At 64.0% G+C, this 26,002-nt stretch carries 26 protein-coding genes and 1 pseudogene; 17 read left to right on the top strand and 10 right to left on the bottom strand.

Going from position 1 to position 26,002, the window contains the following annotated elements; genetic code table 11:
- Positions 1-28: 28 nt before the first annotated feature.
- Together GTA51_RS09425 and GTA51_RS09420 are read left to right on the top strand one after the other, a co-directional pair.
- The gene (locus GTA51_RS09425) at positions 29-763 is read left to right on the top strand and encodes a 4Fe-4S dicluster domain-containing protein (RefSeq protein ID WP_160960539.1); all 735 of its coding nucleotides are present in this window, start codon (positions 29-31) and stop codon (positions 761-763) included.
- A gap of 119 nt (positions 764-882) precedes the next feature.
- On the top strand, positions 883-1,800 hold the full coding sequence (locus GTA51_RS09420) for a formate dehydrogenase accessory protein FdhE (protein ID WP_160960538.1): 918 nt from the start codon (positions 883-885) through the stop codon (positions 1,798-1,800).
- Here GTA51_RS09420 and GTA51_RS09415 read toward each other — a convergent pair.
- Positions 1,795-2,082, bottom strand: a complete 288-nt coding sequence (locus GTA51_RS09415; protein ID WP_160960536.1) for a hypothetical protein — start codon at positions 2,080-2,082, stop codon at positions 1,795-1,797. The genes GTA51_RS09420 and GTA51_RS09415 overlap by 6 nt on opposite strands.
- A complete protein-coding gene (locus GTA51_RS09410) occupies positions 2,079-2,756 on the bottom strand; it encodes a nucleotidyl transferase AbiEii/AbiGii toxin family protein (RefSeq protein ID WP_160960535.1) in 678 nt (225 codons plus the stop codon). Before GTA51_RS09410 ends, GTA51_RS09415 begins: the two co-directional genes overlap by 4 nt.
- A 494-nt stretch (positions 2,757-3,250) precedes the next feature.
- On the opposite strand from GTA51_RS09410, the gene GTA51_RS09405 reads away from it, so the two are divergent.
- Positions 3,251-5,017: a calcium-binding protein gene (locus GTA51_RS09405; protein ID WP_160960533.1), complete on the top strand. Its 1,767-nt coding sequence runs from the start codon at positions 3,251-3,253 to the stop codon at positions 5,015-5,017.
- A gap of 9 nt (positions 5,018-5,026) precedes the next feature.
- On the opposite strand, the gene metW is transcribed toward GTA51_RS09405, so the two are convergent.
- Together metW and metX are read right to left on the bottom strand one after the other, a co-directional pair.
- On the bottom strand, positions 5,027-5,638 hold the full coding sequence (gene metW / locus GTA51_RS09400) for a methionine biosynthesis protein MetW (protein WP_160960532.1): 612 nt from the start codon (positions 5,636-5,638) through the stop codon (positions 5,027-5,029).
- Positions 5,628-6,818, bottom strand: coding sequence for a homoserine O-acetyltransferase MetX (metX, locus tag GTA51_RS09395; protein ID WP_160960530.1), 1,191 nt, complete (start codon positions 6,816-6,818; stop codon positions 5,628-5,630). The genes metW and metX overlap by 11 nt, the downstream gene beginning before the upstream one ends.
- Before the next feature lie 105 nt (positions 6,819-6,923).
- Here metX and GTA51_RS20595 point away from each other — a divergent pair, with 105 nt between their 5' ends.
- From GTA51_RS20595 to rsgA, 12 genes and pseudogenes are all read left to right on the top strand, one after another.
- Positions 6,924-7,670: a hypothetical protein gene (locus tag GTA51_RS20595; RefSeq protein ID WP_170300328.1), complete on the top strand. Its 747-nt coding sequence runs from the start codon at positions 6,924-6,926 to the stop codon at positions 7,668-7,670.
- Positions 7,667-8,512: a flagellar motor stator protein MotA gene (gene motA, locus GTA51_RS09385; protein WP_160960528.1), complete on the top strand. Its 846-nt coding sequence runs from the start codon at positions 7,667-7,669 to the stop codon at positions 8,510-8,512. Before GTA51_RS20595 ends, motA begins: the two co-directional genes overlap by 4 nt.
- 106 nt (positions 8,513-8,618) lie before the next feature.
- A complete protein-coding gene (locus GTA51_RS09380) occupies positions 8,619-9,371 on the top strand; it encodes an OmpA/MotB family protein (RefSeq protein ID WP_160960527.1) in 753 nt (250 codons plus the stop codon).
- Positions 9,372-9,423: 52 nt separating this feature from the next.
- Entirely contained in the window at positions 9,424-10,464 is a 1,041-nt protein-coding gene (locus GTA51_RS09375; RefSeq protein ID WP_160960525.1) for a LysM peptidoglycan-binding domain-containing protein, read from the top strand.
- A 112-nt stretch (positions 10,465-10,576) separates the two neighbouring features.
- Positions 10,577-10,984 (top strand): annotated as a pseudogene (locus tag GTA51_RS21400) (MauE/DoxX family redox-associated membrane protein); the annotation flags it as partial.
- Positions 10,985-11,062: 78 nt separating this feature from the next.
- Positions 11,063-11,578 carry a rhodanese-like domain-containing protein gene (locus GTA51_RS21395; RefSeq protein WP_246198069.1) on the top strand — a complete coding sequence of 172 codons (516 nt, stop codon included), beginning with the start codon at positions 11,063-11,065 and terminating at the stop codon, positions 11,576-11,578.
- 162 nt (positions 11,579-11,740) lie between these two features.
- Complete coding sequence (locus tag GTA51_RS09365; RefSeq protein ID WP_160960522.1) at positions 11,741-12,298, top strand: C-GCAxxG-C-C family protein; 558 nt, start codon at positions 11,741-11,743, stop codon at positions 12,296-12,298.
- 169 nt (positions 12,299-12,467) lie between these two features.
- Complete coding sequence (locus GTA51_RS09360) at positions 12,468-13,370, top strand: M15 family metallopeptidase (protein ID WP_160960521.1); 903 nt, start codon at positions 12,468-12,470, stop codon at positions 13,368-13,370.
- A gap of 306 nt (positions 13,371-13,676) precedes the next feature.
- Complete coding sequence (locus tag GTA51_RS09355) at positions 13,677-14,621, top strand: hydrogenase small subunit (protein WP_160960519.1); 945 nt, start codon at positions 13,677-13,679, stop codon at positions 14,619-14,621.
- Between the two features lie 74 nt (positions 14,622-14,695).
- The gene (locus GTA51_RS09350; protein WP_160960518.1) at positions 14,696-16,393 is read left to right on the top strand and encodes a nickel-dependent hydrogenase large subunit; all 1,698 of its coding nucleotides are present in this window, start codon (positions 14,696-14,698) and stop codon (positions 16,391-16,393) included.
- Positions 16,394-16,462: 69 nt separating this feature from the next.
- The gene (locus tag GTA51_RS09345) at positions 16,463-16,957 is read left to right on the top strand and encodes a HyaD/HybD family hydrogenase maturation endopeptidase (RefSeq protein WP_160960516.1); all 495 of its coding nucleotides are present in this window, start codon (positions 16,463-16,465) and stop codon (positions 16,955-16,957) included.
- A gap of 604 nt (positions 16,958-17,561) precedes the next feature.
- Complete coding sequence (gene rsgA / locus GTA51_RS09340) at positions 17,562-18,617, top strand: ribosome small subunit-dependent GTPase A (RefSeq protein WP_160960515.1); 1,056 nt, start codon at positions 17,562-17,564, stop codon at positions 18,615-18,617.
- 227 nt (positions 18,618-18,844) lie between these two features.
- On the opposite strand, the gene GTA51_RS09335 is transcribed toward rsgA, so the two are convergent.
- From GTA51_RS09335 to GTA51_RS09310, 6 genes are all read right to left on the bottom strand, one after another.
- Positions 18,845-19,447: a PqiC family protein gene (locus GTA51_RS09335; RefSeq protein ID WP_246198066.1), complete on the bottom strand. Its 603-nt coding sequence runs from the start codon at positions 19,445-19,447 to the stop codon at positions 18,845-18,847.
- Positions 19,444-20,454 carry an MlaD family protein gene (locus GTA51_RS09330; protein WP_160960513.1) on the bottom strand — a complete coding sequence of 337 codons (1,011 nt, stop codon included), beginning with the start codon at positions 20,452-20,454 and terminating at the stop codon, positions 19,444-19,446. Before GTA51_RS09330 ends, GTA51_RS09335 begins: the two co-directional genes overlap by 4 nt.
- An 18-nt stretch (positions 20,455-20,472) precedes the next feature.
- A complete protein-coding gene (locus tag GTA51_RS09325) occupies positions 20,473-21,186 on the bottom strand; it encodes an ABC transporter ATP-binding protein (RefSeq protein WP_246198068.1) in 714 nt (237 codons plus the stop codon).
- An 85-nt stretch (positions 21,187-21,271) separates the two neighbouring features.
- Positions 21,272-22,429: an ABC transporter permease gene (locus GTA51_RS09320; protein WP_160960510.1), complete on the bottom strand. Its 1,158-nt coding sequence runs from the start codon at positions 22,427-22,429 to the stop codon at positions 21,272-21,274.
- Between the two features lie 106 nt (positions 22,430-22,535).
- A complete protein-coding gene (locus GTA51_RS09315; protein WP_160960508.1) occupies positions 22,536-22,871 on the bottom strand; it encodes a hypothetical protein in 336 nt (111 codons plus the stop codon).
- 103 nt (positions 22,872-22,974) lie between these two features.
- Positions 22,975-23,766, bottom strand: coding sequence for a prepilin peptidase (locus GTA51_RS09310; protein ID WP_160960506.1), 792 nt, complete (start codon positions 23,764-23,766; stop codon positions 22,975-22,977).
- 133 nt (positions 23,767-23,899) lie between these two features.
- Between GTA51_RS09310 and GTA51_RS09305 the strand changes: the two genes are divergently transcribed.
- The gene (locus tag GTA51_RS09305; RefSeq protein WP_246198065.1) at positions 23,900-24,901 is read left to right on the top strand and encodes a cation diffusion facilitator family transporter; all 1,002 of its coding nucleotides are present in this window, start codon (positions 23,900-23,902) and stop codon (positions 24,899-24,901) included.
- Between the two features lie 278 nt (positions 24,902-25,179).
- Positions 25,180-25,947 (top strand): LytR/AlgR family response regulator transcription factor, encoded by a 768-nt coding sequence (locus GTA51_RS09300; RefSeq protein ID WP_160960505.1) that lies wholly within the window; start codon positions 25,180-25,182, stop codon positions 25,945-25,947.
- Positions 25,948-26,002 lie beyond the last annotated feature (55 nt).

Raw genomic sequence — 26,002 nt, 5'->3', positions numbered from 1 at the left:
GGCCGCACACTATGAAGGGGAGTCCGCCATGCCCAAGGCGTTTTTCATTGATACCTCGCGATGTACGGCCTGCCGCGGCTGTCAGGTGGCCTGCAAGGAATGGCACGAGCATCGGGCCGTGCCCACGCTGCAACGCGGCACACACCAGAATCCGCCCGATTTTACGCCGTTTAACTACAAAATTGTGCGCTTTAACGAGCACAAGATCGACGGCAAGATCAAGTGGCTGTTTTTCCCGGACCAGTGCCGGCATTGCACCTCGCCGCCCTGCAAGGACGCGGCCGATGCCTACGTGCCCGGTGCCATCGTCCAGGACGAGGCCACCGGTGCCGTGCTCTACACCGATAAAACCAAGCAGCTCACCATCGATCAGGCCCAGGAAGTGCGCGATGTGTGCCCCTACGCCATCCCGGTGCGCGACGAGACGACGGGGGCGCTGAGCAAATGCGACTGGTGCATCGACCGTCAGCGCGCCGGCATGAAGCCGGCGTGTGTGAAGACCTGCTGCACCGGCTCCATGAACATCGGCGAACGGGCCGACATGCTGGCCCTGGCCCATAAAACCCTGGCCAAGGTCAAAGAGAAGCATCCCCAGGCCCAGCTCCTCGACGAGGACTACCTCGGGGTCATCTATCTCATCACCGAACCCCGCAACCTCTATTACGAGTATGCCGAGCGCCCGGTACGCCCGGCCCCCGGCCCCATGACGCGTCAGGCCTTCCTGGCCATGCTGACCCGGCCCGTAACCAGCATGCGCGGCTAGGCCGGACGCCCACGTTCCCACGGACCGACCCGAGCGCCGTCTGCCAGCGGCGACCGGGTCGGTCCCCTTTATAACGACCTTTTCCGTGCCCCATTTTCCTTTTTCCCAAGGACACCGCCATGCGCATGCGTTTTCCCCACGCCCCCCAGCCGGATCTGCCGGACGTGGCCCCGCCCGCCGAGGCCGCCGCCATCGCCGCCCCCTTTGCCGCCCTGGCCACCCTGCGGCGCGCCATTGCCGCCGATCTGCCCCAGGGCCTTTTCGAGGTGGCCTACGACCCCGACCGCTTTGCTGCCGGCCAGACCCTGCTGGACACGGCCGATCTGCCGGCCCTGGTCCCCGGCTTTCTGGCCGCCGCCCAGGCCCTGCTGCCGGGCATCGCCGACATCTTCCCGGCCCTGGCCCGGGAAACGACCATCCTTTCCCAGGCGCTGGCCCAGGGACCGCGCCTGGCCGGGGCGCTGCTGGCCGGTTTTTTCGACGAGGCCACCGATGACCTCACCCCCCTGGCCGCCGAGATCGGCCTGCGCCCGGCCACGCTGCTGTTTCTGACCCGGGAGCTGGTCGGGACGGTGTTGCGGGCCGAAGCCCCGCGATTGGCGGCCCTGGCCGACGACGCCTTGTGGCGCAAGGACCATTGCCCGGTGTGCGGCTCGGCCCCGGATCTGGGGCTTTTAAAGGAGCAGGCCGAACCCTCGGAATTTCTGGTGGCCAAGGCCGGCCGGCTGTTGCTCCACTGTTCGCTGTGCGGCCATCTGTGGCGCTTTCCCCGGCTGGTATGCCCGTCGTGCGGCGAGGGCGAGCACGACAAGCTCGATCTGTTCGTGCCCGAGGGTCGGGAGCGCGAGCGTATCCACGCCTGCTCCACCTGCCGGCACTATCTGGTGGTGACCAACCGGGTGGACACAGACGCCGCCTTTGACGCCGACGCCGCCCCGGCCGCCCTGGCCCATCTCGACGCCGCCGCCCAAGAGCGCGGCTATACGCCCATCTGCGCCACGGCCTGGAATCAGTTTGGGGAGGATGAAACGTTATAAGGCGCGGGTCGGCAGGGGCGGTGTCGGCTGGCGGCCGCACCGCGCGTTCCAATAGGCCCAGGAGCGGGGATCAAAAATACCGGGAGGTGCCTGGGCCAACGCCTCCCGAAACTCCGCCAGACCGACCACGCCCGCAAGCAGCTTCAAGTCCTCTACGGTCCCGTAGGTCATGACATGGGCGAGAAAATGCGCCGGCTCGGCCAGCGCTTCCTCGGGCGGCTTAAACCAGACCACACGCCGGGCCACGGTCAGCAGTTGCGGTGTTTGGGGCAGCGGTTTCATGACGCTGCCCCCGTGTCTTCCCCGGCCCGGGGAAGATAGGGCGCAAGGGTCGGAAGGTCGGCCGGATCGACGGCATTGACGGCGGCGAGAAGCCGCTGGCCCACAGCCGCTGGCAGATGCGGCACGTCAGCGAAGTAGCTGAGCGCCTTGAGGCTGATCAGCGGATTGAAGCTGCGCCCGTAAACGACACGCCCCGCCGCCAGGGCGGTTGGCAGCGTCAGGCCGTGTTGCAACAGCGCATCGATATCGAGATAATCCTTGGCCTCGGCCCGTTTCTGAATCACTGCGACCTTGGTTCCGGCAATATCGAGCAAAGACGCCACGGCAAAACTGCTCCCGCGTGGTCGCTGCGGTGGGGCGACCAGCCCCAGGCCAAGCCCCCCGAAAAAAGAAAGAAGGATAGGCTCCCCGCGTTCCACCCGACAGGTCAGGGTGTTGGGGGCAACCTGCACGCGCTCGGCCCCTTTGAGATACCGCACGGATTGGGCCAATTCGTCGGGATCGAACGGCTGGTCGGAAAAAAAATCAAAATCCACCGAAACCCGGTGGCCCAGCCGCAAGGCCAGTGCCGTTCCGCCATAAAGCGTGAAATGCTCCGGCGTCGCGTCCAACTCCGGCCACAACCGTCGTTGGGCCGTGGGAAGGCTGTCGAGCCTTGGGGTAAAATCGTCCATGGAGCGATGCTACACGGATTGCAAACGGCCAAACAGGATTTTTTGCAGCCGCTCCCTGGGATTCGCTCCCGCCGCTCGGGCCTCTCTTGCCGCCGCCGCGCAAAAACGCGGCTCTGCGCCCCTGTGCGCCACATCCTGCAATCCGTTTGGGGACGAAGAGCCCCTGTCTGCCGCCAAACGCCAATGCGCCCCTCGTCTCGAAAAACGGTTTTCCGTACGCCTCGGTGCGGTCTCGCCAGCGCATTTGGCCGGCTTCAACGGGAAACACATTTTTTCTCGTCAAAATCTAAACACGATGTGCACCTGTGCCGATAGGTGTTATGGGAACCACTTCTGGCGCGCGAAGCAAGCCGGACACGGTCGCCAGGAATGAAAATTCGTTAAAGAGCCAACGACTTTGCCCGGCAACAATAAGCCCATGACGGCGCTACAGACCACGAAGCCTGTCTTTATTTCACAATGACACTGGCTGTAATGACTATCCGGAGGAAATAATGTCTGACATCTCCACTACAGCAGCATTCGCTTCCTCTCAAAATACCTTTCAATACGGCCTGATCGCAGACTTGCAGTCATCGAATTCTATCCTCTCCAATGCCTCGCCAAAAGCCGGAAGCGGCGCAGCGCAGACGAATACGCCAACGGACTATACGGTTTCCCTGTCCGCTGAAGGCAGGCAACTGGCTGCGGCGATGCCGTCCACGGTCCTGACAGAGCCGAAAACAGACTTGTCCCCGCTTGACGCCACCAGCGCCCAACAGCTGGGGGAGGCCGTCCTCGTTGGCACGGCCACGACCCAGTCCGGCCGAAAGGTCACCATAGAACAATACAATTCCGCAACTAAGGCTGGCAACGGAGCCTCCCCCCAGCCGCGCCCCAGCTACATGGTCACCATCGCAGCTACGGACCAGCAGGAACAGCAGCGCTACATGCTCAATGGCAACACCATTATTAACGAGGACGAAAATGGCGCGCTCCGGGTCTCTGCCTACACCCCCGGCCAGGAGACCGACGGAAACGACATCATTATCGGCCTACTCGCCGCCCCCTTAAACGGCGGTGCGGGCGACGACACCATCATTGTGTCGGGTGACCAAGGCGGGGGGACTATCGACGCGGGGGACGGCAATGATACCGTCATGATCGCCGGCAATGTCATGGGCGGCACCATCTCCATGGGTGATGGCAACGACACCCTGCAAACCGGCACCGTCTTTGGCGGCACCATCTCCATGGGTGATGGCAACGATGCACTTCAGGCGGGCTCCGTCTATGGCGGCACCATCACCATGGGGGACGGCAACGACACGCTTCAGGCCACTGCCCTGAGCGGCTACACCAGCCTAAACGTGGACACCGGCGAGGGCAACGACAGCATCACCACCAGGACCATCGGCGGCGGCCAAGTCAATCTCACCACCGGCAGCGGCAACGACAGGATCGATGCCGCCATCATCGGCCTGGCCGATGGGCAGGTCAACATCGACACCGGCAGCGGCAACGACAGGATCGACGCCAGCTACATCAGCCTGGGCAGCGGCCAGGTCAACATCGACATCGGCGACGGCAACGACAGCGTCCAGGCAAGCTGGATCGGCCTGGCGATCGGCGGCGGGGACAGCCACGTCAACATTGCAAGCGGCGGCGGCAACGACAGCGTAAGCGCAAGCTGGATTGGCACAGGCATCAACGGCGGCAGATCCCAGGTCAACATCGACACCGGAGACGGCAACGACAGCGTCCAGTCAAGCTGGATCGGCACAGGCCTCAACGGTGGCAGATCCCAGGTCAACATCACCACAGGAGACGGCAACGACAGCGTCCAATCAAGCTGGATCGGCACAAGCATCTACGGCGGCGAGGCCCAGGTCAACATTGATACGGGAGCCGGCAACGACAGTGTCGGTTCAAGCTGGATCGGCGTAGGGGGAGGCGGCAGCACGCAGGTCAGCATCAATATGGGCAGCGGCCACGACTACATCAATGCCGGCATTGAGGGCCTGCGCCTCGTAACCCAGGCAAAGAGGGAAGCGATGCGCGACCTGGTTCGTCAAACCCCGCGCGCCAAGGAGACGCCGAAGTCCAGCCATGAGGGCGACGCGCTCCTGGCCACCACCTCGGGCATGACCAACATGGCAGGCGGAAGCCCCGCCATGGCCCGCCGGGGCAGCAACACCTACCGGACCCAAAGCCAATCGGACAACGCAGCAACGGGGTTCGCCGCCCAGATGCACTCCAGACTGCGGACCCGGAGTTCCTAGCAGTGCAGCCTAGCCCTGCGCCCCTTTGCGCTGCAACAGGAACATACCGTAAGAAGCCCGCAGGTTGGGCAGAAAGGTCACCATCTTGCCCTGTTCGTGGTGGTGCGGCGTGCTGACCGCCGTCTCACGAGCGATGACGAACCCTTCCTTGCGGCAAAAGCGGCGGAAATCCCGGATGGTGATCACCCGGATGTTGGGCGTGTCGTACCACTCATAGGGCAGTTCCCGCGACACCGGGGCGCGGCCGCGAAAGAGCAGTTGCCCCCGGATGCGGTAGTAGGCGAAATTGGGAAAGCTCACGATGCCGCATCTGCCCACCCGCAGCATCTCGCGGATGAGCACCGCCGGTTCAAACACCTGCTGCAAAGTCTGGGACAGGATCACATAGTCGAAATGCCCGTCCGGGTAGTCGGCCACCTCTTCGATGATGTCGCCGTGCAGGATCGAGAGGCCCTTTTCGATGCCCCGGGTGACTTTTTCCTCCTCGCGCTCGATGCCCGTGCCGCGCACGTTTTTATCAACCGTAAGGATATGCAGCAGATCCCCGGCCCCGCAGCCCAGATCCAGGACCGTGGCCCCAGGATCGATCCACGAGGCGATAAGCGACAGATCATAACGCACGGGCGTCCTCCTTGGCGGCGTCGGCGGCGGCCCGGTCCAAAAAGCGGGCGATCATGCCGGAAAGGCGGGCGTTTGGCAGCAAAAAGGCGTCATGCCCCCACTTGGCCTCCAGCTCCACAAAGCTCACGTCCAGGCCGTTTTTCTTCATGGCCTGGACCATGGCCCGGGACTGGTAGGTGGGATAGAGCCAGTCCGAGGAAAAAGACGCCACCAGAAAGCGGCATTGGGCCTTGGCAAAGGCGGCCACGGCCGAGCCGCAGCCGTGGCTGGACTCCAGATTGAAATAATCCGCCGCCTTGGTGACGTAGAGAAAGGAATTGGCGTCGAACCGGTCCACGAACTTCTGGCCCTGGTAGCGCAGATACGACTCCACCTGGAAATCGGCCTCCTCAAAGGCAAACGAGATTTCGCAGCGGTCCTGGAGCCGGCGGTCGAACTTCTGGCGCATGGCCTCGTCGGACAGATAGGTGATGTGCCCGATCATGCGGGCCACGGCCAGACCGTGAGCCGGTTGCTCCCCGTCGTAATAGTCCCCGCCGTTCCAGGCCGGGTCGGCCATGATGGCCTGACGGGCCACTTCGTTAAAGGCGATGGCCAGGGCCGAATGCTTGGTGGTGGTGGCCAGCGGCACGGCCGAGCGCACCATATCCGGGTAGCGCACCGACCATTCCAGCACCTGCATGCCGCCCATGGAGCCGCCGACCACGCTGAGAAGCCGCCCCACGCCCAGGTGATCAATCAAACACTTTTGGGCCTGGACCATGTCGCCCACGGTGATGACCGGGAAGGAGAGGCCATAGGGCCTGCCCGTGGCCGGATCAACCGAGGCCGGGCCGGTTGTGCCCATGCAGCCGCCAACGACATTGGAGCAAATGATAAAATACCGGTCGGTGTCCAGGGGCTTGCCCGGACCGATCATCAAATCCCACCAGCCGGGCTTGGAATCGCTGGTCTCGTAATAGCCGGCGGCATGGGAATCGCCGGTCAAGGCATGGAGCACCAACACCGCGTTTGTGGCCGACGCGTTTAAGCGGCCGTAGGTCTCGTAGGCCAGGGTCACGGGCCCCAGGCTGCGGCCCGATTCCACGAGCAGCGGCTCGTCGGCGGCAAAGGTGAAAAACTGCTTTTCCACCCGCCCGACACTGGTCCCGGACGGAGAATGTTCCACATATTCGCTCATGACGTCCTCGCAAACTTCTCCTACCAGCCCGGGCGGGAAAGTCAAAGGGCGCACGCTTTGACTTTCCCGCCCCGGCGCGGCACACTTGCCCGGTCTGGGAGGGCTATGGACGCGCATGATCGTCGGGCTGAAAAACGGGTGCGCCCGCCAGGGGACGCAGTGCTTGAATTCGCCCTGTGGCCGGCCGGAGCTGCGGCCCCGGCCCGACTGGCCCTGGCTGAGCTTGGCCCGCCGGCTGTTTCCCGACGCACCGGGTACCGGCTGCTCGTGGCCGACATCTCGGCCATCGGCATCGGCATCGAACTTTCCGCCCCGCCCCCGGCCCCGGCCGGATGCCTTGGCCGGGCTGGTGCAGGGGGTGCGCCGATCCCGGCCCCAGCTTCGGCTCCTGCCCCTGCCCCTGTCCCAGCTTCGGCTCCTGCCCCTGCCCCAGCTTCGGCCCTGGCTTCGGGCCCGGCTTCGGACCCGGCCCTGATCATTGACCTGTTGGCCGGCGTCCCGGCCTTATTCCTCTATTTGCGCCTTCGCGACTACCGCCCCCAGACGGCTGGCGAACTCTTGTCGCTGTTTTTCCACGCAACCGCCGCCCGGATTACCACCACCCCCGGGCATCTGTTTGCCGGCCTGCGCTTTATGCGCCAGGGACGCGGCTCGCCCTTTGACAAGGCCCTGGAATTTCTCGACGTCAGCCGCTTCGGCGCGCCCGGGCTGGCTGCCTGGATCGACGCCGTGGTCCGGGACGAACACCGCCCCGGCCACGACCCCGACCCGGGCGTAAACCTTGACCGGCTCCTCGACGAGCCCGGCGTGTCGGCCTCGTCGCCAACACGCAGCCAGGATGACGTTTCATGATCGTACTCGTCGGCTTCCTTGTCGTTGTTGCCTCGGTCTGTCTGGGGTATTTCATGGAGGGCGGCGTTTTCAGCGTCCTTTTGCAACCGGCCGAATGGGTCATCATTTTCGGCGCGGCCCTGGGGGCCATGCTCATAAGCTCCACCCGCAATTCCCTGGGCCTTATTGCCCGGGGACTGCCCCGGGCCCTGGCCCCGGCCCACCTTGGCCGGGAAGACTATCTGGAAACGCTGATCTGCCTGTCGCGCCTTTTCGGCAAGGCCCGGCGCGAAGGCCTCATGAGCATCGAAAACGACATCGAACGGCCCGAAGCCAGCCCGGTCTTTTCCCAGGCCAAACGGCTGGTGCGCGATAAGACAGCCCTGGCCTTTATCTGCGACACCATGCGCGTCTATCTCGTCACCGGCGACGCCCAGGAGATCGAGCAACTCATGGACCTGGACATGGCCGCCATCCACCAGCAGGCGGCCAGCCCCGGCCACAACCTGGGCAAGGTGGCCGAGTCGCTGCCCGGCCTTGGTATCGTGGCCGCTGTTTTGGGCGTGGTCTTGACCATGGGCAAGATCAGCCAGCCGCCGGAAGTCCTGGGGCACAGCATCGGCGCGGCCCTGGTCGGCACCTTTCTGGGCGTGCTTCTGTGCTATGGCTTCGTCGGCCCCCTGGCCTCGAACCTGGAAAACCAGGCCATGGAACGCCAGACCTATTTTTCCGTCATCCGGGCGGTCATCGCCGGGGCGGCCCGGGGGGCCACGCCGCTTATAGCGGTAGAATACGGCCGCCGGGCCATACCTGAGGCGCTTCGCCCGGACTTTGCCGACCTCGAAGCCCTGCTGCGGGGATAGCATCCCTAAAAAATACGCGCGTATTTTTAATAAATAACGCTGCATTGCAGTTTGTGGGCACACTTTCACGCCTATACGAACTGCAAGGCCGCGACACGAGACCACCATGCTGACCGGCAAAAAATCCGCCCCAAGTAAGCCCCCCAAGCTTCCCGGCTTTCCCCAGGCCCACGGCTCAAGCTGGAAGGTGGCCTACGCCGACTTCGTCACCGCCATGATGGCCTTTTTCCTGCTCATGTGGATCATCAATATGACCCCGCCGGCCACCCTAAAGCAGCTTGAGCAGTACTTCCAGGGCGACCCCAAGCCGGCCCAGGGGGCGCTTTTTTCGCCCGACGCCAACGAACGCCAACACACGGCAGCGCTCAATCGCGACGAGGCCATGCGCTACGCCATTGCCGTGCGCTTAAAAAAGATCATCACCGAAGACCCGTTTCTTAAAAACAGCAGCGGCATCAGTTCCGACGACGTGGGCGTGCTCTTGCGCCTGCAAAGCGGCATGCTCTTCACCCCGGGTTCCGCCGAACTGACCGAAGCGGCCAAGCGCCTGCTGGCCGATGTGGTGGACGTGCTTAAAACCTACAACGTCGCCCTGGTCATCCGGGGTTTTGCCGACGCCGGCGAGGCGACCAAGGGCCTGTACCCGTCCAATTGGGAACTGTCCGGTGCCCGCTCCGCTGCCGCCGCCCGGGCCATCATCGCCATGGGCGGCATCCAGGCCAATCGTATCCGGGCCGTGGCCTATGGCGATTCACGCCCGCTTATGCCCGACTTTTCCCCGGAAGCCGTGGCCGCCAACCGCCGGGTGGAGTTCTACTTCCATCGCCCCGATGTGACCAATTCGCAAGTGCTGTACTGACGCCGCGCTCTGGCGTAAACTGCCCGCACTTCACATGGAGGCCCGACCGTTTATGTCTATGCGTCTGTTTGCCATCCTCCTGGCCCCGCTGGCCCTTTGCGCCGCGCTCTCCCCGGCCCTGGCCGCCGATCCGCAAAAACAACCCGCCGACTTCCGGGGCGTGCACTGGGGCGCGCCGGCGACGTCCCTGGCTGATCTGAAGACCGTGGACCGCGAAGGCGACATCATCCACTACGAGCGCACTGGCGAAAAAAAAGAACTGGCCGGCATACCCCTTAAAAACGTCACCTACTCGTTTTTTAAAAACCAGTTCTACCACGCCGAAATCGGCTACGAGGCCCCGGGGGCGTTTGACGCCCTGCAAAGCGCACTCGAAGCCAAGTACGGCCCGCCCGACGCCGTGCGCCACAAGACCGACGCCGCCGGCCAGGCCTACGAAGTCGCCACCTGGAACTGGCCCGGGGCGCTTTTCATCGGCCACCGCCACGACAAAGGCGCACCCAGCGGCCGCATCTTTTATTTTTACGCCCCCCTGACCGAAGCCTCGGCCAAATCCCAGGGGCTGGCCCCGGCCCAGGCGGCCGGGACAGCGGCCCCGGGCGGCTATCTGGTCAAGAAAGGCGACAGCCTGGAACGCATCGCCAAGACCCACGGCGTGGCCAAAGCCGAGCTGCTGGCCGCCAATCCGGGCCTGACCGACAAAAACCTCAAGGCCGGGGCGACCATCAATCTGCCCGGACAGGCCGCCAAGCCGGCCCGCAAACCCGCCCCGCCGCTCAAACCGGGCGAGTATTTCGAATACACGGTCAAAGAGGGCGAAATCCTGTCCAAGGTGGCCAATGCCAACGGCGCGCGCATCCGCGATGTCATTGCCGCCAACCCCGACATCAACCCGGACAACGTCCGCCCGGGCACGGTGCTGCGCATTCCGGTCAAAAAGGACGCGCCAGGACAGGCCCCGGCCGGTTCCGACCCGGCCTCTGCGGCCGCCACACCTCCCGAGAACGCGTCCAAGTCCCCGGCCACTCCCGAGGCTGCGCCCAAAGGCCAGGACGCTGCGGCCCCCGCAGCCCAGATGCCGGCCGGGCAATGAATCGGGTTTGTCGATAGCTCTGGGACAAATCTATTTAACTTCTTGATTTGTCACAAGTTTTAAGCCGTGCTAAGGTTGTTGGGTCGCTTTTTTCCCAAGCGGCCCAACAACCATGCGCACCATTGCCGCCCTCCTCGCCTCGCCCTGGTCCTACCGGGCCGTCCGCGCCGCCCTGGCCGTGTCATTTCTCGTGGCCGGGACGCTCAAGCTCGCCGACGTCCATTCCTTCGTCCTGACCATCAAAGCCTTTGGCGTCCTGCCGACCGATAGCGTCAAACCCGTGGCCGTGGCCATGCCGGTGTTGGAAATCATCGGCGGCCTGCTGCTCCTTTTTGACATCCCCGGCGGGCTGGCCATCGTCGGCGGCCTGCTGTTCCTTTTCATTGCCGTCATTGCCAATGCCCTGCGCCAGGGCCTGGACATCGACTGCGGCTGCTACGGCCCGGGCGATATCGAAGGACAGGTCTACCATGGCCTGTGGCCCACGCTGTGGCGCGATCTCGTGATGCTGGCCGGTGTCGCCTTCTGCGTCTTGTGGCGGTTTTCCCACCCACGCCGCCCCCCCTCGTCTGCAACCCCCAACCCCCAAGGAGTGTTCATGCGCGCGCTTAAAATGCTGCTGGCCCTGGTCACCGTCCTCGCCCTGGCCCACCCGGCCCTGGCCGACAAATTCGAGGACGAGACCGCCAAGGAAAAAGAAGCCGTCAAACTGACGCGCGACACCCAGAAAGGCGGCTACGGGCTGGTCTCCACCGAAGAACTGCAGAAATGGATCGCCGAAAAAAAACCCCTCGTCCTCGTCGACACCATGCCCTTTGAGGACAGCTTTAAAAAAGAGCATGTGCCCGGTGCCGTGAGCTTTGTCTTCCCCATCCCGGACATGGACACCTGGGACGCCAAGGAAACCGGCGGCAAGTCCGAAGCCGACTATGCGGCGCTGCTTGGCCCGGACAAAGACAAGACCATTGTGGTCTACTGCGGCTTCGTCAAATGCACCCGCAGCCACAACGGCGCGGTCTGGGCCAAAAAGCTTGGCTATAAAAACGTGGTGCGCTACCCCGGCGGCATCTTTGCCTGGAAGGGCGCTGCCCAGCCCGTGGAAGCTGTAAAATAAGACGAAGAAGACGAAGAAGATTGGGGCGCTGCCCCAAGCCCCGCCGGGGGGGATCATCCCCCCCGGACCCCCTGGAAGGGAAGGCTTGCAAGGGGGCCACCCTGCTTAGGCTACCTCCCGGGAGCTTGCCGTCACACCCCGGGCAGGCGTAGGAGAGCCGGCATGAACGCTCCGTATTCCGACAACGCCCGCGCCGACACCCTGGCCCTGGCCGTTGGCGAAAAGGCTGCCAGCCTTTTTTCCCACCGCAAACTCCTGTGCGCCGAGGCCATCCTGGTGGCCATAAACGAAACCTTTGGCCAGCCCGTGACCGAAGATCAGGCCGTTGGCATGGCGGCAGGCCTCACCGCCGGCCTGGGCGACCGGGGCTGCCTGTGCGGGGCCGTGGCCGGAGCCTGCGCCGGCCTTGGCATCGTCTGCTCCCGGGGCGACCACGCCGCCACCCGGGCTGCCGTTCGCCGGGAATCCGCCGCCATCCACGAAGCCTTCACCGCCCGGCACAAATCGTCGTGTTGCCGGGTGCTGACCAAGCACGTCAAAAACGACCCGGACGCCCACATGGCCCAGTGCGCCGGCCTTACCGGCTACGGAGCCGAACTGGCCGTGCGCTCCATCCTGCGCCTGCGCCCGGAACTCCTGACCTGCCCGGACACCGCCCCGGCCGGGGAAAAGCGCCTGTGCAGCCGGGTGCGCTGGTTGCTGTCGCTTTTTTGCCGTTAGCGTCCGACAAAAAACAGTCAACATAACAAATTTAAAGACAATTCGACCCTGAGCCGGCCCCTGTCCGCCGGCCCCCGCCGGCCGGTTGCCACCGCGCCCCGCCAGCCCCCCTTCCCTTTGCCCCCAAGCGGCCGTATGCCGACAAAACAAAACGCTTAAGGAGCCGCCCATGCCGCTTCGCATCCTTCGCCTTTCCTGTCTGTGCGCCTTGCTCCTCGCCCTTGCCCTGACAGCCCCGGCCCAGAGCCTGGGCCAGACCCTGGCCCCCCAGGCCAAACGCGATCTGGCCGTCCTGGCCACGGCCTATCCCGGCGTCATGGCCGCCATCGAAGTGGACCCGGCCGGCCGGGCCACGGTGGTTTTGACCGACGGCACGCGACTGCCCTACGACGACGGCCGGGCAAAATCCCCGGAAGAACTGCTCGACAAGCCCGACATCAAGGACATGCTGGCCCAGCCCTATCCGCTGGGGCCGGTGGTGGCCGAACCGGCGCTCCATTTTTCCCCGGGCCGTATCCGGGTCCAGCCGCTTTTCCTGGCCCTCTACGGCCACGACAAGGCCGCCGTCACAGCCAACTGCCGCCCGGTGCCCTTTCTCGGCCAGACCATGGCCTTTAACACCCGCTACGGCGCGGCCGACGCCTTTGCCCGGGTGGAAGCGCAACTGCGCCGCCTGCTGGCTGCCGATCCGTCCCTGCGCCGTTTCCTGCTGCCGGCTTCGGGCGGCGTGGTCTGGCGGGTGATTGCCGGCACCCGGCGCCTGTCCGTCCACTCCTTTGCCGCCGCCGTGGATGTCAGCCCCAAGGGCAACCCCTATTGGCGCAACTTTCCCCCCGGGACCAACATCCTGGCCACGCGGCAAGGCTTCCCGCCGGCCGTGGTGGCGGTCTTTGAGGCCGAGGGATTTATCTGGGGCGGCAAGTGGTCGGAATTTGACGTCATGCATTTCGAATACCGGCCGGAACTGGTGCTCTTGGCCCGGCTGGCCCGCGGCGAGACGCTCGCGTTGGCCGATATCGGCAGGCTGGTACATCCCGTTGGAGCCGTGCGTCCCGGCGCGGCCGGGCAGTGAACTTCGGGGCTAGTGCATACGATTTTCTATTTCGTATTCAGAACTTCTTCCGAGGCAAGCGCACAGTAACACCCTTGAATCACGTGAAAAATCTCGCATTCCCCATTGACGTCCCCTGCTTTTCGTGATGAACTGCCAAAGGGAACATTAACTCGGGCAGCGGTATAGGCATATGCCGCCAGGCCGGGTGGAGCGTTCGGACGCACTGCCCGGCGGGTACCGATGCGAGGGATGGATGCAACACGGCCAGGACGCCTTCCAGGGATGTCAGGGTCGTGGCCCTTCGTAAAACCAAGGAGGACGTTTATGAACTTTTCCGTGGGTCTTGGCAGGGATGATGCGGAAAAACGGCTTGAACAGCACGGCGTCTCCCGCCGCGACTTCATGAAATTCTGCGCCACTGTGGCCGCGGCCATGGGCATGGGCCCGGCTTTCGCGCCCAAAGTGGCCCAGGCGCTCACAGCCAAACGCCGTCCGTCGGTGGTCTGGCTGCATAACGCCGAGTGCACCGGCTGCACCGAAGCAGCCCTGCGCACGATCAAGCCGTTTATCGATTCGTTGATCCTCGACACGATCTCCCTGGACTACCAGGAGACCATCATGGCCGCCGCCGGCGATGCCGCCGAGGATGCTTTGCACCAAGCCGTCTCTTCGCCTGACGGATATTATCTGGTCGTTGAAGGCGGGCTGCCCACCATCGACGGCGGCAACTGGGGCATGGTTTCCGGGCATCCCATGCTGGAAACCACCAAAAAACTGGCTCCCAAGGCCAAGGGTGTCATCTGCATCGGCACCTGCTCGTCCTACGGCGGCATCCAGAAAGCCAAGCCCAACCCCAGCCAGTCCATCAGTGTCAGCGAAGCCACCGGGTTGACCACCATCAACATCGCCGGTTGCCCGCCCAATCCCATCAACTTCATCGGCGCCGTGGTCCATGTCCTGGAAAAGGGCATCCCCGAACTCGACTCCAACGGCCGTCCGAAAATCTTCTTCGGCGAACTTGTCCACGACAACTGTGAGCGCCTGAAGCATTTTGAGGCCTCCGAATTCGCTCCCTCCTTCGACTCCGAAGAGGCCAAGAAAGGCTACTGCCTCTACGAACTCGGCTGCAAGGGTCCGGTCACCTACAACAACTGTCCCAAAGTGCTGTTCAATCAGGTCAACTGGCCCGTCAAGGCCGGACACCCCTGCATCGGTTGCAGCGAGCCGGACTTCTGGGACACCATGACCCCCTTCTACGAGCAGGGCTAACACCGCCCCGCTTCGGCAAGGCAAGACCCTGGACATCACACCCAGCAGCGAACGTTCCGTGACGGAGGAAGCATATGGCTGAGAGCAAACCCACGCCGCAATCGACCTTCACCGGCCCCATTGTGGTCGATCCCATCACCCGCATCGAAGGCCACCTGCGGATCATGGTCGAAGTTGAAAACGGAAAAGTCAAAGACGCCTGGAGCTCCTCGCAGCTCTTCCGCGGTCTGGAAATCATCCTCAAGGGCCGCGACCCCCGCGACGCCCAGCACTTCACCCAGCGCGCCTGCGGCGTCTGCACCTACGTCCACGCCCTGGCCTCCACCCGGTGCGTTGACGACGCCGTCAAGGTCAACATCCCCGGCAACGCCCGGATGATGCGCAACCTGGTCATGGCTTCCCAGTATCTGCATGACCACATTGTCCACTTCTATCACCTCCACGCCCTGGACTGGGTGGATGTGACCAATGCCCTCAAAGCCGATCCGGTCAAGGCCGCCAAACTGGCCGAAACCATCGCCCCGGCCCGGCCCGGCAACTCCGCCGCGACCTTAAAGGCCGTGCAGGACAAACTCAAAGCCTTCGTGGAGACCGGCCAGCTCGGCATCTTCACCAACGCCTACTTCCTCGGCGGACACAAGGCCTACTATCTGCCGCCCGAAGTCGATCTCATCGCCACCGCCCACTACCTGGAAGCCCTGCACCTGCAAGTCAAAGCGGCCAGCGCCATGGCTATTCTCGGCGGCAAAAACCCCCACACCCAGTTCACCGTGGTGGGCGGCTGCTCCAACTACAACGCCATGGGCAAAGAACCCCTTGCCAACTACCTGACGCTCACCCAGGAAGTCTGCAAGTTCGTCAATGATGTCTATATCCCGGACCTGCTGGCTGTGGCTGGCTTTTACAAGGACTGGGGCGGCATCGGCGGCTGCACCAACTACATGGCCTTCGGCGAATTCGCCACCGACGAAAGCTCGCCCGAAAAGCACATGGACTCCTCCTACTTCCCGGCCGGTGTCATCATGAACCGCGATCTGGGCAAGGTGGACAAGGTCGATCTCGGCGCCATCTACGAAGACGTCAAGTACTCCTGGTACAAGCCCGGTGCCGACGGCCTGCATCCCTACGACGGCGTAACCGATCCCAACTACACCAAGCTCGACGACAAGGACCACTACTCCTGGATGAAGGCCCCCCGCTACAAAGGCAACGCCATGGAAGTCGGCCCCCTGGCCCGTACCTTCATCGCCTACGCCAAGGGTCAGCCGGAATTCAAAAAGGTCGTTGACATGGTGCTCGGCAAGCTGTCCGTTCCGGCCACCGCCCTGCACTCGACCTTGGGCCGCACCGCTGCCCGCGGCATCGAGACCGCCATCGTCGCCGCCAAGATCGACGGCTGGATCAAGGAATTCGCCGACAGCTCGGCCAAAGACAACACCCTGTGCGCCAAGTGGGAAATGCCCGGCGACGAGGCCAAGGGCGTTGGCCTTTGCGACGCCCCGCGCGGCGCGCTGTCCCACTGGATTCGCATCAAAAACAAAAAGATCGACAACTTCCAGCTGGTCGTTCCCTCCACCTGGAACCTCGGACCCCGCGGGGCCAAGGGCGACAAGAGCCCGGTCGAAGAGGCGCTGATCGGCACCCCCATCGCCGATCCCAAGCGTCCGGTCGAAATCCTGCGCACGGTCCACGCCTTCGATCCCTGCATCGCCTGCGGCGTGCACATCATCGAGCCCGAGACCAACGAAGTGCTCAAGTTCCGGGTTGTCTAACCCGCTCCCGATTGCTACCTCTGGAGAACCCGGCCCCGGCCGGGTTCTCCCTTTTTTTAAGGAGTGCCCATGACCGGCGAACCCCAGAAAATCCTCATCCTCGGCGTCGGCAATATCCTGTACACCGACGAAGGCGTCGGCGTGCGCGCCGTGGAACGCCTGCTCGAAACGTATGATTTTTCCGACAACGTCACCCTCATGGACGGCGGCAACCTCGGCATGCGCCTCATGCAGCCGCTCATGGATGCCGATTACTGTATCGTCCTCGATGCCGTCCTTGGCGGCGACGTTCCAGGCACCATTTACCGCTTTACCGGCGACGATCTGCGCAAATCCCTGGCCTTTAAAGACTCCATGCACCAGTCCGATCTCGTGGATACGCTGATCTACTGCGAACTCGTCGGCAAACGCCCCGACACCGTGGTCATCGGCATGGAACCGCAGGATTTCAAAAATATGAGCATCGACCTGTCCGCCACCGTGGCCGAACGCGTGCCCGCCATGCTCGAAATCGCCCTCAAAGAACTGGCCGCCGCCGGCGGCGTTGCCACGCCCAAGGCCTGAGTGGGCGCAAGAGAAGAGAAGAGAAGAGAAGACAGAAGATGCCTCCGGCGGCCGGGGGGATGATCCCCCCGGACCCCCCGACGGGAAACGATTTTCAAGGGGTTTTGGGCGTTGGCGGGCACATTGGCCGCTCACCGGTCAGGACAGCCAGCGTTTGTGCTTGACAGGAACCACCGTTGCTCCGGCGGCGGGGGCCTCAAGCCCCCGAACCCCCAAAGAGTCGCAGGGGGAGAACCGGCCACCTTGACGCCAGGGCACCCCTTGCCTATGAAGAAAAAATCGAGTCGCTTTTCCAAAGGAGCTTTTTTGCGCACCACATCATTGGATCTTGTCGTACTGGTTGCCGGCGAAAGCCGCGGCCGGTAAGCGCCCAAAAGACGTAAACCTCCTTCCCTGAAGGAGGCCGCAGCCGCTTCGGGGCGAATAGTTCCGTCCGTACCGCACCTGCCCGATTTCTTCGGGTCGGTCTTTCGTTGTGCTTCTCCGGCAACCACTCCCTTGGCGTTATCCAAGCTTATTGCGCCCATGCCTCGCCTGGGACGTGCCTTTGCGCCGTCCATCCTCAGGCTTGGCTTTGCCGCCACGCACAAGGAGTGCCCTGTCCATGGAATTACACAATCTCGGTTTCGACCATTGGTTTGAGCGCCAGCTCCCCACGTCTCTTCAAAAGGGCTGCGGCGTTGCCCGCGTCTGCGCCGTTGATCGCGGCATCTACCGCGTACGGAACGGGTCAGGGGAAATCCCGGCCGAACTGGCCGGCCGGCTGGCCTACACCCTGAAAAGCCCGGACGAGCTGCCCTGCGCGGGCGATTGGGTGATCGTCTCGTATTATAACGACGACGCCGCCGCCCTCATCCAGCAGGTGTTGCCGCGAAAATCGTTTTTGCGCCGCCGCTCCCCCGGCGACTCCCGGGCCATCCAGATGATCGCCGCCAACATCGATACCGCCTTTCTGGTGCAGTCCTGCCACTTCGATTTTAACCCCAACCGCCTGGACCGCTATCTGGCCATGGCGGCCGATGGCGGCGTCACCCCTGTTGTTGTCCTGACCAAGACCGACCTGATCGACCGGGAAGACCTGGAACAAAAAATTGCGCTCGTTGCGGCCATGACCACAGCCGAGGTGATCGCGCTCAGTACCGTCACCGGCACCGGCTGGGAGGCGCTGGGGCCTCACCTCGTTGCCGGCCAGACCGCCTGCCTGCTCGGCTCGTCAGGGGTGGGGAAAACGACGCTCATTAACCGTCTTGTGGGCCGGAAAGCCTTTGAGACCAGGGCGGTCAGCGGTACCGGGGAAGGCACCCACACCACCACGCGCCGCCAGCTTGTCGTTTGCAGCCAGGGAGCCTTGGTCATCGACACGCCGGGGATGCGGGAACTGGGCCTTGCCGACGCCGGCGAGGGCATCGAGGCGGGGTTTGAAGACATCGCCGCCCTGGCCGCCCGTTGCCGCTATGCCGATTGCAGCCACGGGGGCGAGCCAGGTTGCGCCGTGGCTGCTGCCCTTCAAAACGGGGAACTGGCGGCGCAGCGCTACGCCAACTACTGCAAGCTTAAGAAGGAGTCCGCCTATTACGCCCTGTCGTCCCTGGACAAACGTAAAAAGGACAAGGCCTTTGGCCGTCTCGTCAAAGCCGTGAAAAAACGAAAAGACCGCTGAGACCGCAGCGGTCCGTGCGGCCGGACGACTCCTGCCCGGGGCGCGCGCTGTCTGATGGCGCGCCCCGGGCAGGGCCAGGGCTTGAGCCTTCGCCGGGGCAGGTTCCAGGCGGGGGCGCAGAAGCCAACACGCCGCCCGGGGCCGGGCAACGCAGATGTCTCCAAGCATGATGCGCCGGCCGAGCCGGGCACAGCAGACCGGAACCGGGGCAGCACCCCGGTTCCGGTTTATTTCGCGCCCAGGCTCGCGGCCACGTCTTTGGCGAACTTTTCCACCAGCCGGCTCTGGGCAGCGGCCAGGGCGGCGTAGTCCGGCCCTTGGACGGCCTCGCGGTAGTCGGTGGAGCGCCAGTCGAGGGTTTTGTTGTCGGCGTCAAGGACAGACCAACTCACCCGAAGGACCGCTTCCTGGCCAAGCGCCCCGTCAAAGCGGGCCACCTGGATAACAACCTGACGATCCGGGTGTCCGCCCACGGGCCAGGGGTAGGTGAAAAGCGGTTTGGCGCAGATAAGCCGCGACAGGTTGTCGGTCAGGGCGCGCTGGAAGTTGTCATGGGGTGATTCGATCCACTGGTCGAAATCGGCCAGATGCATCTGGTTGTCGCCAAGGCGGGTGACGATCTGGGACCGGTCGAGGTAGGCCGGCAGATCCACGGGACCGATGCCCACGGACAGGCACGGGCCGGCCGGGACTGTGTCGGTTTTGGGCGCGGCGGTATTGAGGGAATAGAAATGGGTGGGCGCTGATTTGCCGCAGCCGGCCAGGAGTGGCAGGCAGCAGGCCGCGCCGGCCAACAGGGCGACGCAGGATGCGCGGGATGGGATCATCATTTGTGCGGGCCTCCCTTGCCCTGGATGAGCGCCTCGGGGTGGCGTTCAAGATAATCGGCCAGTGCGCGGATGGACCGGGCGGCCGTGGCGATTTCCGCCAGTGCCCGGTTGAGGTCGGTGACTGTGGGCGAATCGCTGCTCACGATTTTCTGGAATTTGCCGATGGCGGCCCGGCTTTCCTTGAGCGTGGCGTCAAAGGAGTCCATGGCGGTCTTGGCCGAAGCGCTCAGCCCGTCGGTGCGGTGGTCGAGATGCTTGGCCAGCTCGGTGAAGCTGGTGACGGCTTCGTCGAGATTGCTGGTCAGCGGCCCGACCTTGCTGCGCAGTTCGAGCATCAGCTCGTTGCCGTTGCTGAGCACGGTGTCGATCTTGGTGGGCATTTTGGTCAATTCAGGCGAATTGACGAGCTTTTCGATGCCGGTGACCGCGCCGATAAGCCGGTTGACCAGCTCCTGAAGCGGCAGTTGCTTGATGGTTTCGGTCAGCTTCTCAAACGTTGACGGGACGGTGGGGATTTCCGGCAGCGGCGCGCCGCCAACCAGGCGCACCGGGGTGTCGGGCATGAGGTCGAGGGAGACGGCCAACTGGCCGGTGACGAAGCTTTGGGTGACAAGCTGGGCGCGCAGTCCCTTGTCGATGAGTTGGGAGAGCAGATCGCCGGCCGTTTCCTTGCGGGCCTGGGCCAAATTTTCCGCGGCCTTGTGTTTCTCGCTGGGGGCCAGCTTGATCTTGCTGCCAAGGATTTCCACCACAACCGGAATGTAGAAATGCAGGCGGGAGGCGTCGGCTTCGATGCTGATCTCCTTGACCGAGCCGATGGGCACGCCCCGAAACAGCACGGGTGCGCCGATTTCGAGCCCGGAAACGGAGTTGGGGAAATACATGATGCAGGGAAACTTCTGGGTGAAAAAGACACCCGAACCCAGGGCGACAATGGCACCCAGGGCCAGGGCCAGCGATCCCAGCACGAAAAGTCCGATCATGGTTTTGTTGGCGGCACCGCTCATGATGAAAAATCCTTTGCGCTATTCCTGGCCCCGGGTAAGAAACCGGCGCAGTTTAGGGTCGGTGGCATTGGCGAGCATCTCTTTGGGATCGCCTGAGGCGGTCATGGTCCGCGTTTCCACGTCGAGATAGACGGAGTTGTTGCCGATGGCAAAAATGCTGGCCAGTTCGTGGGTGACCACCACGAAGGTGGCTTTGAGGCTTTCGCGCAGTTCCAGGATAAGTTCGTCCAGGTTGTGGGCGCTGACCGGGTCCAGTCCGGCCGAAGGCTCGTCGAAAAAGAGGATGTCCGGGTCAAGGGCCATGGCCCGGGCCAGACCGGCCCGCTTGCACATGCCGCCGCTGATTTCCGAGGGATAGAAATCCTCAAACCCGGCCAGACCGACCAGGGCCAGTTTGAGCGATACAATGTCGCGAATCTCGCCGCGCGTCAGGGCAGTATACTGCGACAGGGGCAGGGAGATGTTCTCGGCCAGGGTCATGGAGCTGAAAAGCGCCCCGGACTGGTAGAGGATGCCGGTGCGGCGCAGGATGGCGTGGCGCGCATCCGGCGGGGCGTCCCAAAGGCTGCCTTCCCGGTAGAACACCTTGCCGGCGGCCGGGGCTTTGAGCCCCACCAGCATCCGCAGCAAGGTGGATTTGCCGCAGCCGCTGCCACCCATGATAATAAAGATATCGCCGAGTCGCACGGTGAAATTGAGATCACGCATGATGACGAAGTCGCCGTAGGCCATGGTCAGGCCTTCGACGCGAATGGCCGCAGCGGCGGCGTCCGGGGCCGGCGGGGTGGCGTTGTCAGGAACTGCTGTCACGGTCGCCTCACACGCCGATGATGTTGCAGGCCACGGTGAGAATGGCCGTGGCGATGACGATGGCCAGGATGCTCGTGACCACGGCCGAAGTGGTGGCCTGCCCGACGCCCAGGGCGCTGCGGCCGCAGTGCATGCCCCGGTAGCAGCCGGCCATGGCCACCAGCACGCCAAAGATCGTGCTGTGCACCAGCCCGATCCAGAAGTTGGCCAGGGGCACGGATTGCCAGGTATGGGTCAGGTACTGGATGGGGTTGATTTTAAGCATAAACACCCCGACCACAAAGCCGCCCATAACACCCATGAGGTCGGCGTAAATGCACAGCAGCGGCATCATGAGCACCAAGGCGATCATGCGCGGCAGGACAAGAAATTGGGTTGGGGAAAAGCCGAAGGTCTTCAGCGCATCGATCTCTTCATTGACCTGCATGGTGCCCAACTCGGCGGCATAGGCCGCACCGGTTCGCCCGGCCATGATGATGCCGGTCATAATCGCCCCCATGACCCGGATCATGGCGATGCCGACGATGGTGGAGACGTAGATCTGGGCACCGAATTGGCTTAACTGAATGGCCCCGACAAAGGCCAAAATAAGGCCCACCAGGAAGCTTATCAGCGAGACGATGGCCAGGGCATCGATGCTGGCCTGATAGATCAGCGTGGTGAGCTGGGAACGCTGGAAAACGGCCTTGCCGCGCACCAGGGCAACGGCGGCCAGGGTGACTTCGCCGAGAAATTCCAGCAGATTATGGACGGCCTGGACCGAGCCGATCCCCAGATCGGCCATGCGGTCGAGAAAAGGGGCATGGGCCGTGGTGCGGGCCGCGCCCTGGCGCTCGGGCACCTTTTCGGCCAGGGCCAGCAGGCTGGCCACGCCGTCGGGCAACCCGGCCAGATCGGCCGTGACGCCGCGCTGCCGGGCCAGGGCCAGGATGGCCCGGCACTGGGTGAGAAACAGGCTGTCCCAGCCCGTGACCCCGGCGCAGGCAAAGGCCAGCGTCTTGGGCGGCGGCGTTGCCTCAAGGGCCTGGCGCACCGGATCAAGGGCGGGCAAAGCCTGATCCATACGCCAGGAACCGGCGATGGTCAGGGTCAGGACGCCATCCGCCACGACCAGAGAGCGCGTCGGGGCATCGGCCCGGGGCCGGCTGGCGGCGGCGCGGGTCATGAGAGAAAAAAGCCTTGGCGCATGGGATATCCGATTTCCTTACGACGCTCCCGGCAACGGCCCGGGGCACCGCCACAATGCCTCCCCTTGACACGATTGCCAAGCGTCATTTTTGTTGGGGATACAGGCGTTCACACTGTTGGGAGCAAAGGTTGCCGCCGTGGACGAGCATATAGCCGCAGTTGCGTCCGGTGTAGACATTGCCAGGGTCCAGGGAAATCCGGTCGCAGGCGGCGCTGCAAGCCCTGGCGTCGGCATACGTCTCCGTAAAAACCCCCTGGTATATCTGGCAGATCTCCATATCCGAATCGCACGGATCACGGCCGAAAGGCATGATGCAGTTGCCGTAAAACATGGACTCCGAATAGGGCTTTTGCGGGACGCAGGCGGCCGTTACGCCAAGGAGCAAAACGGCTGCGGCAAACAAAGCGTGACGCGGCATGGCGACCTCCAGGGAATACGGGATAGGCGTTTTCCGGGACAAGGGCAGTAAGACAGTCTAGCACAAAGCAGCAGCAAAACGCCAGCGCCCCCTGGTACTCCGGTCAGCGTCCGGCCAGAAAACCGAAGATCGCCTGGCCGTACAGAATCTGCACCAGCCCCCCGAAACACAGAAACGGCCCGAAGGGAATGGGCATCTGGCGGTCCTTGCCCCGCCCCAACACGTAAAAGGGGCTGGCGGCCAAGGCGGCCACACTGCCGATCAAGACGGCATAGGGCAGCCCAAGCCCCCCCACGGCCCCGCCGATGGAGAGCATGAGCTTGACGTCGCCGCCGCCCAGGCCGTCCACGCCCTTGGCCCGGCGGTAGCCGGCGGCCAAAAGCCAAAAGACGCCAAAGCCGATCAGCGCCCCCGCCACCGCCGCCAGCGGACCGATGGCCGGATCGAGCGCCCCGAGCGTTAAGCCCAGCACCGCCGCCGGATAGGTCAGATAATTGGGCAGCAGATAGACCTGGAAATCGATGCCCGAGGCCACGATAAAAAGACCGCCCAGGGCTAGATGCCCCACAAACCACCAGCTCGGACCAAAGCGGGCGGCGGCCAGGGCGGCAAAGACCGCCGAGGCCAGTTCAATAAGCGGATAAAGGACGGAAATCCGCTCCCGGCAGCCGGCGCACCGCCCCCGCAGGGCCAGCCAACTGACCAGCGGGATCAACTCCCACGGCCGCAGCCGATGGCCGCAGGCCGGACAATGGGACGGCGGCGAGATAATGGAGGTTTCCTCGATGCCGCGCGAAACGCACACCGAATAGAAACTGCCGAGAAAAAGCCCGAGCACAGCGGCAGCGGCCGGGAACACATACGGGAAAAGGGCGGGATCGATGACTGTTGGCATCCGCCTGTTGTGGCCATAGCCACGGTTGGCGTCAAGGGCCAGACGCGGGGCCGGACGCGGGGTTGGACGCGGGGTTGGACACGACCAAACGCACTGCGGCCAGTGGACAGGGGCAGGCCACGGCGCTACTAGCATGGGTATGCAACTTTTTTCCCGCACCGCCGCAACGCCCGAAATCCGGGCCGCCCGGCTCTCCTTTTTCGTGGCCATGGCCTTGCTCGGCATCAAAATGCTGGCCTGGCTGCTCACCGGCTCGGCCGCCATCCTGTCCGACGCCCTGGAATCCATTATAAACGTCGTGGCCGCCGCGTTTGCGGTTTTCAGCGTGACCGTGGCCGCAGCACCGCCGGACAAGCGCCACCCCTACGGCCACGGCAACGTCGAATACTACGCCGCCGGCATCGAAGGGCTGCTGATCCTGCTCGCCTCGGCCGCCATCATCTGGGAATCCTGGGACAAGATCCTTAATCCCCAAGCGCTTCCCAACCTCGGCGCAGGCATCCTGCTGCTGGTCGCGGCCAGTGGCGTCAATCTCTGGCTGGGACTGCTGCTCCTGCGCCAGGGCAAAAAATCCGGCTCCCTGACCCTTACCGCCGACGGCCGGCATGTGCTCACCGACGTCTGGAGTTCGGGCGGGGTGCTCCTCGCCCTGGCGCTGGTCATGCTGACCGGCTGGCTGTGGCTGGACGGAGCCATCGCCTGTCTGGTCGGAGCCAACATCGCCTGGACCGGCGTCGGGCTTATTCGCCAGTCCGTGGCCGGTTTCATGAACGAATCCGATCCGGCCCTGCTGCAAGGTATCTGCGATCTGCTGCGGGACAACCGCCATCCCGCCTGGATCAACGTCCATCGGCTGCGGGCCTTTAAATCCGGCCGCTCCGTCCACATCGATCTGCACCTCATCCTGCCCCGGGGCATGACCCTGGCCCTGGCCCACGAACAAGTCGAAGCCCTGGAACAACTGCTGCGCAACCACCTCGGCCCCGAGGCCGACGTCATGATCCACGCCGATCCCTGCGCCGAAGACTGCTGCCCGGCCTGCGACGCCGACCCCTGCGATCTGCGCAGCCAACCGTCCGAAGCCTCGCCCCAATGGTCCCCCGACACCGCCTGCACCCCGCTACGCGGTGATTAAAGACAGAAGATGCCTCCGGCGGCCAAAGGGCTGAGCCCTTTGGAATCCCACCTGGAAGGCCAGGGGTTAAGGGGGCGCGCTGTCCGCTGCATCCTTTCGCGAAGCCTCTCTTTTTGGGGCGCGCGTTTTTCTTCAGGCCTTGCCTGAAGAAAAACACGCGCCCCAGGAAGGGAGGGTCCGGGAGGGGGCTACCCCCTCCCGGCCGCCGGAGGCACTCTTTCTCTTCTCCACGCTCTGCCCCCTGGACAGGGGGGCGGGCCGGCGCTAGGCTTTGGGGCATGCTTATCCGGGCTCTCATTGTTGACGACGAAAAACCGGCTCGCGACGAGCTGGCCTATCTGCTTGGCCAGCATCCCGACATTGAAGCGAGCGAGGCTGACGGGGCTGACGCGGCCCTGGCCGCCATTGCCGTGTCCCGGCCTGATCTGGTGCTGCTGGATATCCGCATGCCGGGCCGAGACGGCTTTGACGTGCTGCGCGAGGCGGCCGGGTTGCCCCATGTGCCGCTCTTTATTTTCGTCACTGCTTTTGACCAGTATGCCATTGCCGCTTTTGAGCAAAACGCCGTGGATTATCTGCTCAAGCCCGTGGCGGCCGAGCGTTTGGCCGTCAGTCTCGACCGCATCCGCCAGCGGCTGGCTGACGGGCCGGCCGGTCTGACTACCGCCCTGGGGTCGCTTTTGGCCGGTCTTGGCCGGGGGAGCACCGTCTCCCGCATCGCGGTGGAACGTCTGGGCCGCATCGCCCTGCTCCCGGCCGCCGAAGTGGTCTTGATCGAAGCCGACGACCGCGATGTGGGGGCGCTCACCGACCACGGCCGCTACCCTTGCCACGGCCTGCCGACGCTGACCCGGGCCGAGGAGCGCCTGGGCGGCCAGCCCTTTTTCCGGGCCAATCGCGCCGTGCTGGTCAATCTGGAGCGCATTGCCGAGCTCTCCCCCTGGGTCGGCGGCAAGTATCTGCTCGTTATGAACGATCCGGCCCGCACCGAAGTGACGGTCAGCCGCAACCGGGTGCGCGATTTCAAGGAGCGGCTGGGCCTGTAGCCACGGCCGGCAGGACAGGCCGCCCGGCGCGAACCGCGAACCGTGTGGAGGCCGC

Origin of the sequence: Solidesulfovibrio aerotolerans (assembly GCF_009856865.1) — a bacterium.
Classification (GTDB): Bacteria; Desulfobacterota; Desulfovibrionia; order Desulfovibrionales; family Desulfovibrionaceae; genus Solidesulfovibrio; species Solidesulfovibrio aerotolerans.
Note: the sequence above shows the minus strand (reverse complement) of the source record. Positions and strands in the feature narration are given on the sequence as shown.

What these genes read in the sequence shown, in the direction of transcription:
- GTA51_RS09425 (WP_160960539.1), top strand. Translation starts at nt 29, where the DNA reads ATGCCCAAGGCGTTTTTCATTGATACCTCGCGATGTACGGCCTGCCGC.
- GTA51_RS09420 (WP_160960538.1), top strand. Translation starts at nt 883, where the DNA reads ATGCGCATGCGTTTTCCCCACGCCCCCCAGCCGGATCTGCCGGACGTG.
- GTA51_RS09415 (WP_160960536.1), bottom strand. Translation starts at nt 2,082, where the DNA reads ATGAAACCGCTGCCCCAAACACCGCAACTGCTGACCGTGGCCCGGCGT.
- GTA51_RS09410 (WP_160960535.1), bottom strand. Translation starts at nt 2,756, where the DNA reads ATGGACGATTTTACCCCAAGGCTCGACAGCCTTCCCACGGCCCAACGA.
- GTA51_RS09405 (WP_160960533.1), top strand. Translation starts at nt 3,251, where the DNA reads ATGTCTGACATCTCCACTACAGCAGCATTCGCTTCCTCTCAAAATACC.
- metX (WP_160960530.1), bottom strand. Translation starts at nt 6,818, where the DNA reads ATGAGCGAATATGTGGAACATTCTCCGTCCGGGACCAGTGTCGGGCGG.
- GTA51_RS20595 (WP_170300328.1), top strand. Translation starts at nt 6,924, where the DNA reads ATGGACGCGCATGATCGTCGGGCTGAAAAACGGGTGCGCCCGCCAGGG.
- motA (WP_160960528.1), top strand. Translation starts at nt 7,667, where the DNA reads ATGATCGTACTCGTCGGCTTCCTTGTCGTTGTTGCCTCGGTCTGTCTG.
- GTA51_RS09380 (WP_160960527.1), top strand. Translation starts at nt 8,619, where the DNA reads ATGCTGACCGGCAAAAAATCCGCCCCAAGTAAGCCCCCCAAGCTTCCC.
- GTA51_RS09375 (WP_160960525.1), top strand. Translation starts at nt 9,424, where the DNA reads ATGTCTATGCGTCTGTTTGCCATCCTCCTGGCCCCGCTGGCCCTTTGC.
- GTA51_RS21395 (WP_246198069.1), top strand. Translation starts at nt 11,063, where the DNA reads ATGCGCGCGCTTAAAATGCTGCTGGCCCTGGTCACCGTCCTCGCCCTG.
- GTA51_RS09365 (WP_160960522.1), top strand. Translation starts at nt 11,741, where the DNA reads ATGAACGCTCCGTATTCCGACAACGCCCGCGCCGACACCCTGGCCCTG.
- GTA51_RS09360 (WP_160960521.1), top strand. Translation starts at nt 12,468, where the DNA reads ATGCCGCTTCGCATCCTTCGCCTTTCCTGTCTGTGCGCCTTGCTCCTC.
- GTA51_RS09355 (WP_160960519.1), top strand. Translation starts at nt 13,677, where the DNA reads ATGAACTTTTCCGTGGGTCTTGGCAGGGATGATGCGGAAAAACGGCTT.
- GTA51_RS09350 (WP_160960518.1), top strand. Translation starts at nt 14,696, where the DNA reads ATGGCTGAGAGCAAACCCACGCCGCAATCGACCTTCACCGGCCCCATT.
- GTA51_RS09345 (WP_160960516.1), top strand. Translation starts at nt 16,463, where the DNA reads ATGACCGGCGAACCCCAGAAAATCCTCATCCTCGGCGTCGGCAATATC.
- rsgA (WP_160960515.1), top strand. Translation starts at nt 17,562, where the DNA reads ATGGAATTACACAATCTCGGTTTCGACCATTGGTTTGAGCGCCAGCTC.
- GTA51_RS09335 (WP_246198066.1), bottom strand. Translation starts at nt 19,447, where the DNA reads ATGATGATCCCATCCCGCGCATCCTGCGTCGCCCTGTTGGCCGGCGCG.
- GTA51_RS09330 (WP_160960513.1), bottom strand. Translation starts at nt 20,454, where the DNA reads ATGAGCGGTGCCGCCAACAAAACCATGATCGGACTTTTCGTGCTGGGA.
- GTA51_RS09325 (WP_246198068.1), bottom strand. Translation starts at nt 21,186, where the DNA reads ATGGCCTACGGCGACTTCGTCATCATGCGTGATCTCAATTTCACCGTG.
- GTA51_RS09320 (WP_160960510.1), bottom strand. Translation starts at nt 22,429, where the DNA reads ATGACCCGCGCCGCCGCCAGCCGGCCCCGGGCCGATGCCCCGACGCGC.
- GTA51_RS09315 (WP_160960508.1), bottom strand. Translation starts at nt 22,871, where the DNA reads ATGCCGCGTCACGCTTTGTTTGCCGCAGCCGTTTTGCTCCTTGGCGTA.
- GTA51_RS09310 (WP_160960506.1), bottom strand. Translation starts at nt 23,766, where the DNA reads ATGCCAACAGTCATCGATCCCGCCCTTTTCCCGTATGTGTTCCCGGCC.
- GTA51_RS09305 (WP_246198065.1), top strand. Translation starts at nt 23,900, where the DNA reads ATGGGTATGCAACTTTTTTCCCGCACCGCCGCAACGCCCGAAATCCGG.
- GTA51_RS09300 (WP_160960505.1), top strand. Translation starts at nt 25,180, where the DNA reads ATGCTTATCCGGGCTCTCATTGTTGACGACGAAAAACCGGCTCGCGAC.